The following is a 6,979-nucleotide window of genomic DNA, read 5'->3' on the forward strand; positions in this document are numbered from 1 at the left end:
AGATGGCGCAACCGGGCAAGTGGCGGGTCAGCCAAGCCGCGCCAGCAGGGCGCCGGTATCCAACCCGGCTACTGCTCCGGGAATGCGGCCGCTGTCACCGGAAAGACGTGTGGCAACAAAGCCATCAGCCACAGCGCCGGGCGCATGGCGCAGCAATTGCGAGGCTGTCAGCAGCAGAGCCGTACGTTCAGCGTACCAGCGCGCTTCGGCCTCGGGCGGCGGACCGGGCCAGCGGCTGCGATGCGCGGTCAGAGCTGCGTCATATCTTCTGTCCGTGCCTCTCACCGCATCCAATTCGGCCCCCAGAACCTCGGCGGCCTGCGGCTCACGCGTCAGGGTGCGCAGGATATCGAGGCAGATCACATTGCCTGACCCCTCCCAGATGCTGTTCAGGGGAGCTTCACGGTAGATCAGGGGCAAGGGCGTGTCTTCGACGTACCCCATGCCGCCCAGCACTTCCATCGCCTCGACGACGACGACCGGGCAGCGCTTGTTGTTCAGGAACTTGGCCAATGCGACGCTGATCCGGGCAAAGGCCTTGTCTTCGGGTGTCTGGCCGTCAAATGCCTGCGCCACACGCATTCCCAGGGTCACAGCGCCTTCCCAGTCCAGAACAAGGTCGGACAGGACCGCTTGCATCAGCGGTTGATCAATCAATCGGCGCTGAAATGCGCTGCGGTGTTCCACCCAATGATGCGCTTCGCTGAGCGCGGCCCGCATCAGCCCGGCCGGTGCCATGGCTGTATCAAGCCGCGTGTGGTGCACCATTTCCAGTATGGTGCGCACGCCCGCGCCTTCTTCGCCCAACTGATAGGCCAGCGCGTCATGATACTCGATTTCCGAGGATGCGTTGGATTTGTTGCCCAGCTTGTCTTTCAGGCGCATCAGGTGGATCGCATTGCGTTCGCTCTCGAGCCAGCGGGGCACCAGAAAACAGGTCAACCCGCCGGGCGCCTGCGCCAGTGTCAGGAACCCATCCGACATTGGCGCGGAACAGAACCACTTGTGCCCGCGCAAGTGCCAATGATCCCCGTCGCGTGTCGCAATGGTCGTATTGGCGCGTATGTCCGAACCGCCCTGTTTCTCGGTCATCGCCATCCCTAGCGTCGCGCTGGTCTTTTGACCGATCGGTTCCTTCGAAGGATCATAGTGGCGGGCCATGAGTTTTGGCTGCCAGAGCGAGGCAATGTGTTCATTGGCGGCCAGTGCAGGGATTGCTGCATAGGTCATGGTCATCGGGCAGCAATGCCCGGGTTCGACCTGTCCGGCCAAATAGACCATCGCCGCATGGGTCGCGTGCCCTCCGGGCTGTCTATCCCAGGCCAGTGCGGCATAGCCCGCCGATTGGCTGATCTGCATCATCTGATGATAGGCCGGGTGAAAGCGCACCTCGTCCAGGCGCCTACCGCCGGGATCGAACAGCCGCAGCTCTGGAGGATGCCAGTTGGCTTCCCGCCCCAGTTCCCGCGTTTCTTCGGTTCCGAGTGTTTTGCCATATGCCGCCAGTTCCAAAGCGCGCGCGCCCGCTGTCTTTGCTGCGTCTTGCAGGACCGGATCGGACAGCCAAAGATCGATGCCGCCGCGCGCGGGCGGTTGGTTCAGGACATCGTGGGTTGGCAGGGTGTCGCGCGCTGGGGATTTCATCGGGACCTCGGGTTGTGCTGGTCCAACTGTTCAGGCGCGGCACTAGCCGGTCAAGTCTGACGAGGGGTCAGGACGAAGGGTCATTATGCTTGTCGTCAGGTACCGGATCATATCCGTCGCCGCCCCAAGGGTGGCAACGGCAGATCCGATGAGCGGCCAGGTAGGATCCTTTGACCGCCCCGTGTTTCTCCAGCGCCTCAAGCGCATAGGCGGAACAGGTGGGTTGGTAGCGACAGTTGAAACCGACCCATGGGCTGAAGATCAGCCGATACGCCCGAACAGGCAGGGCGACGATATGGGACAGGAAGGTCATTTTTCGGCCGCATGCATCTTGCGGAGCGCATAGCGCAGGTCGTCCAACAATGCGTCATAGGGGCGGTTGGCGGTAACTTCGGCACCGCCGATCAGAACGTAATCCCACCCGTCGCGGCCGGCTTCGGGCAACACGGCCCGCGCGGCTTCGCGCAGACGGCGCTTTGCGCGGTTGCGGGCCACGGCATTGCCCACTTTTTTCGAGCAGGTGAACCCCACGCGAATCCCATTGGCCTCGCCGGGCGCGCGCTTGCGGGCCTGAACCATCATCGACGACGTGCCTTGTCGGCGGGCACGCGCCGCTTTCAGAAAGTCGGACCGTTTCCTGAGAACGGTCAGGGGTGCAGATGCACAAACGGACGCCGCCGGGGGCTTGTTCCCGGGGTGGTTCCTACCAACCTCAGGGGCCTCCGGCGGCGTCATGTTCATAACCTGATCGGTGAGCGATTTACGCGCTCAGCGATTTGCGGCCGCGTGCGCGACGTGCATTCAGGATCTTGCGGCCGGCCTTAGTGGCCATGCGCGCACGGAAACCGTGGCGGCGTTTGCGAACCAGGTTCGAAGGCTGATAGGTGCGTTTCATCGCTCCGTCTCCAATCTATGCGGTCGGGTGCGGCGCGGATTCGCCTGCCCGTGGTGTTCGAAGCCCGTCCTCTACTGCCAAGCGGGGGGTAAGTCAAACCCCAACGGCCAGGTTTTCGCAGCTTTTGCAACAATTCTGTAACCGGCAACGGCAAAAGGTTTCAAAATACCCGTTTATCGCCGAAATCCCTCACATTCGGGGCCACACAGATCAAGGCCCCGTGATCCCCCTGTTGCTGGCCCGTCAGTCAGCGCATCTTGGGCACAAGATGAAGCACAAAGAACCGGAAAATCTGATGTCCGACACAAGCCAGGCGCCGCGCAACGGTTTCGCGCGCCACATCCCGCTGCTTGTAATCCTGAGCGTTGCCGTTGTCGGCTTTTTCACGCTTGGGGATTACCTGACTTTCGAGACCTTGCGGGACAATCGCGAGGCGCTTCTGGCGTGGCGGGACGGTCACTATTGGATCATGGCTGCCGCTTTTGTCGCCATTTATATCGTCATAGTGGCCTTTTCACTTCCCGGTGCCGCAGTGGCTTCGATGACGGGCGGTTTTCTTTTCGGTCTTTTTGCGGGAACCGTTTTCAATGTCGTATCCGCCACCATCGGTGCGTCGGCGATCTTTCTGGCGGCGCGCTGGGGCTTGGGCGAAGCCCTGACGTCGCGCCTGGAATCATCAGAAGGCACGGTCAGGAAACTGAAGGACGGTCTGCGGGAAAACGAAATCTCGGTGTTGTTTCTGCTGCGACTGGTGCCGGTCGTGCCGTTCTTTGTTGCCAATCTGGTGCCGGCTCTGGTCGGTGTGAAGTTCCGCAGTTTTCTTTTGACGACCGCGCTGGGCATCATTCCCGGAGGTATCGTGTACACGTGGATCGGGGTCGGCTTGGGTGGTGTATTCGACCGTGGGGAAACGCCTGATGTTTCGTTGCTGTGGGAACCGTTCGTGATCGGGCCGATTATCGGGTTGTGTATATTGGCCGCCTTGCCCATCGTTTTCAAAGCACTGCGCGCGAAAAGAGGCACCTGAACCATGAAAGAGTTGAAAACCGATCTCCTGGTCATTGGCGCCGGGTCCGGAGGATTGTCCGTCGCCGCAGGTGCCAGCCAGATGGGCGCGGATGTTGTCCTTCTGGAAGGGCACAAGATGGGTGGGGATTGCCTGAATTTCGGCTGTGTCCCGTCGAAAGCGCTGATCGCAAGCGGTAAAGCGGCCCATGCTCAGGCGCATTCCGTTCGTTTTGGCGTCGCTGAAATAATCCCTCAGGTCGACTACGCCGCAGTAATGGATCATGTTCATGATGTGATCGCGCAGATCGAACCGATGGACAGTCAGCAGCGGTTCGAAGGCTTCGGCGTGAAGGTAATTCGCGAATATGGCGCGTTCATATCCCCTGATAAGGTGCAGGCCGGGGATCATGTCATCTGTGCGCGTCGCGTCGTCATCGCGACCGGTTCATCACCGCTGGTGCCGCCGATTCCGGGGTTGGACACGGTACCCTATTATACGAACGAAACCATCTTTGACTTGAGAGAGCGGCCAGATCACCTGCTGATCATCGGGGGCGGCCCGATCGGGATGGAGATGGCGCAGGCCCATATACGCCTCGGCAGCAAGGTGACGGTCGTCGAAGGGCTCAGAGCCTTGGGCAAAGACGATCCCGAGGCCGCGTCCGTGGTGCTGGATACCCTGCGCAGTGAAGGCGTGGACATCCGGGAAAACGCCATGATCGCGCAGGTTCGCGGAACAGAGGGCGCTGTGGAAGTCGTTGCCGAAAACGGTGAAATTCACCGGGGCTCTCATCTTTTGATCGCTGCCGGTCGCAAAGCCAATATCGAGCGTCTGAACCTAGAAGCAGCCGGAATTGAACGCACGAAAACCGGCATCAGAACGGATGACGCGTTGCGCACGACCAATCGCCGCGTCTATGCGATCGGAGATGTGGCGGGTGGCCTGCAATTCACCCATGTTGCAGGGTATCATGCAGGTGTCATCATTCGCTCGGCCCTGTTCGGTCTGCCGTCCCGGGCGAAAACGGCACATATCCCGTGGGCCACCTATACGGACCCGGAGCTGGCGCAGGTCGGACTGACCGAAGCTCAGGCCCGCGAGGCGCATGGAGAAAAGCTGGAAATCGCCCGCTTTGACTATCACCACAATGACCGGGCGATTGCCGAGCGCAAAACCAAAGGCTTCGTCAAGGTCATGGTCGTGAAAGGCCGACCTGTCGGCGCCACAATCGTCGGGCATCAGGCGGGTGAGTTGATCAACTTGTGGTCGTTGGCTTTGGCCAATAACCTGAAGATGGGGCAGATCGCCGCCATGGTTTCACCCTATCCGACGATCGGAGAGCTTAACAAACGTGTGGCGGGTGCTTATTTCTCGCCAAGGCTGTTTGAGAATCAGACAGTTAAACGAGTGGTCAGGTTCGTCCAGCGCTGGATTCCCTGACCTGAGGAGGGGCGCAAATTGAACTCGCTGTCGGGCCGATTTCTGATCCTGACGACGGTCTTCGTCATGTTGGCCGAGGTTCTGATCTTTGTCCCGTCGATCGCCCGATTCCGCGAGGACTTTCTACTGAACAGGCTCGAACGCGCGCAGATCGCCTCGCTGGCTTTGCTGGCGGACGACATGCTTGCCGAAGATCTTGAGGCGGAACTGCTGGCAAACGCAGGCGTCTACAATGTCGTATTGCGACGGGATGAGGTTCGGCAACTGATGTTGTCGTCGCCGATTCCCGATCCAATCGCCGAAACGTTCGATTTGCGGGATGCAAGCCCCTGGATTCTGATTCGGGATGCGATCAGCCGCTTTCTCAAACCCGAAAACGAAGTCGTCCGGGTCATCGGAGAACCGGTCAAGGGGGCAGGCCTTCTGATCGAAGTCACCATGGACAGCATGCCCTTGCGAACGGCGATGATTGACTACGGGTTGCGTATTCTCGGTCTGTCCTTTGTGATCTCCATCATCACGGCGTTTTTCCTGTTTCTCGCCGTACGCGTCGTACTTGTGCGGCCCATCAAAAGCGTCGTCGGCTACATGCAGCGCTATGCCAGTGCGCCAGAGGACGCGCGTGGCATAATCTCGCCGAATTCGAAGGTGACGGAGCTGCGAGAGGCCGAGGAGGCACTGAAGATGCTGCAAACAGACCTGACCCAGGCGCTCAAACAGCGGGAAAGGCTGGCGCAGCTTGGGGGGGCCGTCGCCAAAGTCAGCCATGACTTGCGCAATATCCTGACGTCGGCGCAGCTGTTTACCGATCGGATCGAGGCCAGCGATGATCCGCTGGTGCGGCGGATGGCGCCGAAACTGGTGAATTCCATCACCCGGGCCGTGTCCCTTTGTGAAAGCACATTGGCCTTTGGCCGCGCGGAAGAGCCCGCGCCCACCCTGACAATGGTTCCGATCCGCGCAATCGCGGCGGATGTCGCGGCCAGCGAACAACTCGCCGTCGCCGATGCTTGTGTCGAGATCGTGAACGAAGTGCCGGACGCGCTTGTGGCCCGCGCCGACCCCGAACAATTGTACCGCGTCATCATGAACCTCGTGCGCAATGCAAGACAGGCTTTGGTTGCCTCTGGAAAACCTGGCCGGGTTACCATTGCGGGGTGTGAAAACGACGACGCTTGGTGCATCGAAATCCGCGACACGGGGCCGGGTCTTCCCCCCAAGGCGCGCGAAAACCTGTTCACGCCGTTCCAGGGCGGGGTCCGAAAGGGTGGCTCGGGTCTGGGGTTGGCAATCTCGCAGGAGCTGGTGCGCGGCCATGGCGGGGATCTGGTTTTGAAAGAGACCGGACCCGAGGGAACAGTCTTTGAAATCAGCCTTCCGCGCGGGGACATGACTTTTTGATTTTTTTTTGAAGAATCGGCTTGCACGTCTCGGGCGGCAGGTCTAAACACCGCCTCACCAACGCGGACCGATAGCTCAGCTGGATAGAGTACTTGACTACGAATCAAGGGGTCGGGGGTTCGAATCCTCCTCGGTCCGCCACTTTCCTTTGAATTCATTGGAAAAAATGGCGGTTTTTACCAGCTACCCGCCAACATACCCGCCAAAGTGGTGGCTAGTTTCGAATGGCCTGTAGACATCGACGGATTGATACCGGGAAATAACTCGTCAGTTCAAACGGACTATTAGTTACCTGATCGGATTCAGCCAAATATTCTATCCGTTTACTGTTTTTTGCTGGGCGACAGACTTCCATACAAGTTCTAAGTTAACTCCTAGGCTCAGGATGCATTGTTTTTCGCTGCGCTGCGTGACTCGCGGCTCCCAGAACGGAGCGGAGACATGAGCGATCTTTATTGGCGAACCGACGCGCAGATGGCGAAGCTTGTCCCATTTTTCCCGAAGTCGCACAGCAAGCCCCGGGTTGATGACAAAAGGGTTTTGAGCGGGATTATCTTCATCAATCGCAATTGTTTGCGCTGGTGAGATGC

The 6,979-nt window shown here is 59.6% G+C and carries 7 protein-coding genes, 1 tRNA gene and 1 pseudogene; 5 read left to right on the plus strand and 4 right to left on the minus strand.

The annotated features are described in order from the left end of the window. Positions 1-27: 27 nt before the first annotated feature. From GS612_RS16330 to rpmH, 4 genes are all read right to left on the minus strand, one after another. The gene (locus GS612_RS16330) at positions 28-1,644 is read right to left on the minus strand and encodes an acyl-CoA dehydrogenase family protein (RefSeq protein ID WP_171641755.1); all 1,617 of its coding nucleotides are present in this window, start codon (positions 1,642-1,644) and stop codon (positions 28-30) included. A gap of 67 nt (positions 1,645-1,711) precedes the next feature. Further along, positions 1,712-1,957: a membrane protein insertion efficiency factor YidD gene (gene yidD, locus GS612_RS16335; RefSeq protein WP_152456928.1), complete on the minus strand. Its 246-nt coding sequence runs from the start codon at positions 1,955-1,957 to the stop codon at positions 1,712-1,714. Then, complete coding sequence (gene rnpA / locus GS612_RS16340) at positions 1,954-2,379, minus strand: ribonuclease P protein component (protein WP_171641756.1); 426 nt, start codon at positions 2,377-2,379, stop codon at positions 1,954-1,956. Before rnpA ends, yidD begins: the two co-directional genes overlap by 4 nt. Positions 2,380-2,404: 25 nt before the next feature. Beyond that, positions 2,405-2,539, minus strand: coding sequence for a 50S ribosomal protein L34 (gene rpmH / locus GS612_RS16345; protein ID WP_005980833.1), 135 nt, complete (start codon positions 2,537-2,539; stop codon positions 2,405-2,407). Between the two features lie 295 nt (positions 2,540-2,834). On the opposite strand from rpmH, the gene GS612_RS16350 reads away from it, so the two are divergent. The 5 genes and pseudogenes from GS612_RS16350 to GS612_RS16370 form a co-directional block, all read left to right on the plus strand. Beyond that, positions 2,835-3,566, plus strand: a complete 732-nt coding sequence (locus tag GS612_RS16350; protein WP_171641757.1) for a TVP38/TMEM64 family protein — start codon at positions 2,835-2,837, stop codon at positions 3,564-3,566. A 3-nt stretch (positions 3,567-3,569) separates the two neighbouring features. After that, positions 3,570-4,988 (plus strand): NAD(P)/FAD-dependent oxidoreductase, encoded by a 1,419-nt coding sequence (locus GS612_RS16355; protein WP_171641758.1) that lies wholly within the window; start codon positions 3,570-3,572, stop codon positions 4,986-4,988. Between the two features lie 18 nt (positions 4,989-5,006). Then, positions 5,007-6,389, plus strand: coding sequence for a sensor histidine kinase (locus GS612_RS16360; protein ID WP_253286197.1), 1,383 nt, complete (start codon positions 5,007-5,009; stop codon positions 6,387-6,389). 64 nt (positions 6,390-6,453) lie between these two features. Next, positions 6,454-6,530 (plus strand) — tRNA-Arg (locus tag GS612_RS16365). A gap of 300 nt (positions 6,531-6,830) precedes the next feature. After that, positions 6,831-6,971 (plus strand): annotated as a pseudogene (locus tag GS612_RS16370) (IS5/IS1182 family transposase); the annotation flags it as partial. Positions 6,972-6,979 lie beyond the last annotated feature (8 nt).

Origin of the sequence: Ruegeria sp. HKCCD6157 (genome assembly GCF_013110685.1) — a bacterium.
GTDB lineage: Bacteria > Pseudomonadota > Alphaproteobacteria > Rhodobacterales > Rhodobacteraceae > Ruegeria.

What these genes read in the sequence shown, in the direction of transcription:
- GS612_RS16330 (WP_171641755.1), bottom strand. Translation starts at nt 1,644, where the DNA reads ATGAAATCCCCAGCGCGCGACACCCTGCCAACCCACGATGTCCTGAAC.
- yidD (WP_152456928.1), bottom strand. Translation starts at nt 1,957, where the DNA reads ATGACCTTCCTGTCCCATATCGTCGCCCTGCCTGTTCGGGCGTATCGG.
- rnpA (WP_171641756.1), bottom strand. Translation starts at nt 2,379, where the DNA reads ATGACGCCGCCGGAGGCCCCTGAGGTTGGTAGGAACCACCCCGGGAAC.
- rpmH (WP_005980833.1), bottom strand. Translation starts at nt 2,539, where the DNA reads ATGAAACGCACCTATCAGCCTTCGAACCTGGTTCGCAAACGCCGCCAC.
- GS612_RS16350 (WP_171641757.1), top strand. Translation starts at nt 2,835, where the DNA reads ATGTCCGACACAAGCCAGGCGCCGCGCAACGGTTTCGCGCGCCACATC.
- GS612_RS16355 (WP_171641758.1), top strand. Translation starts at nt 3,570, where the DNA reads ATGAAAGAGTTGAAAACCGATCTCCTGGTCATTGGCGCCGGGTCCGGA.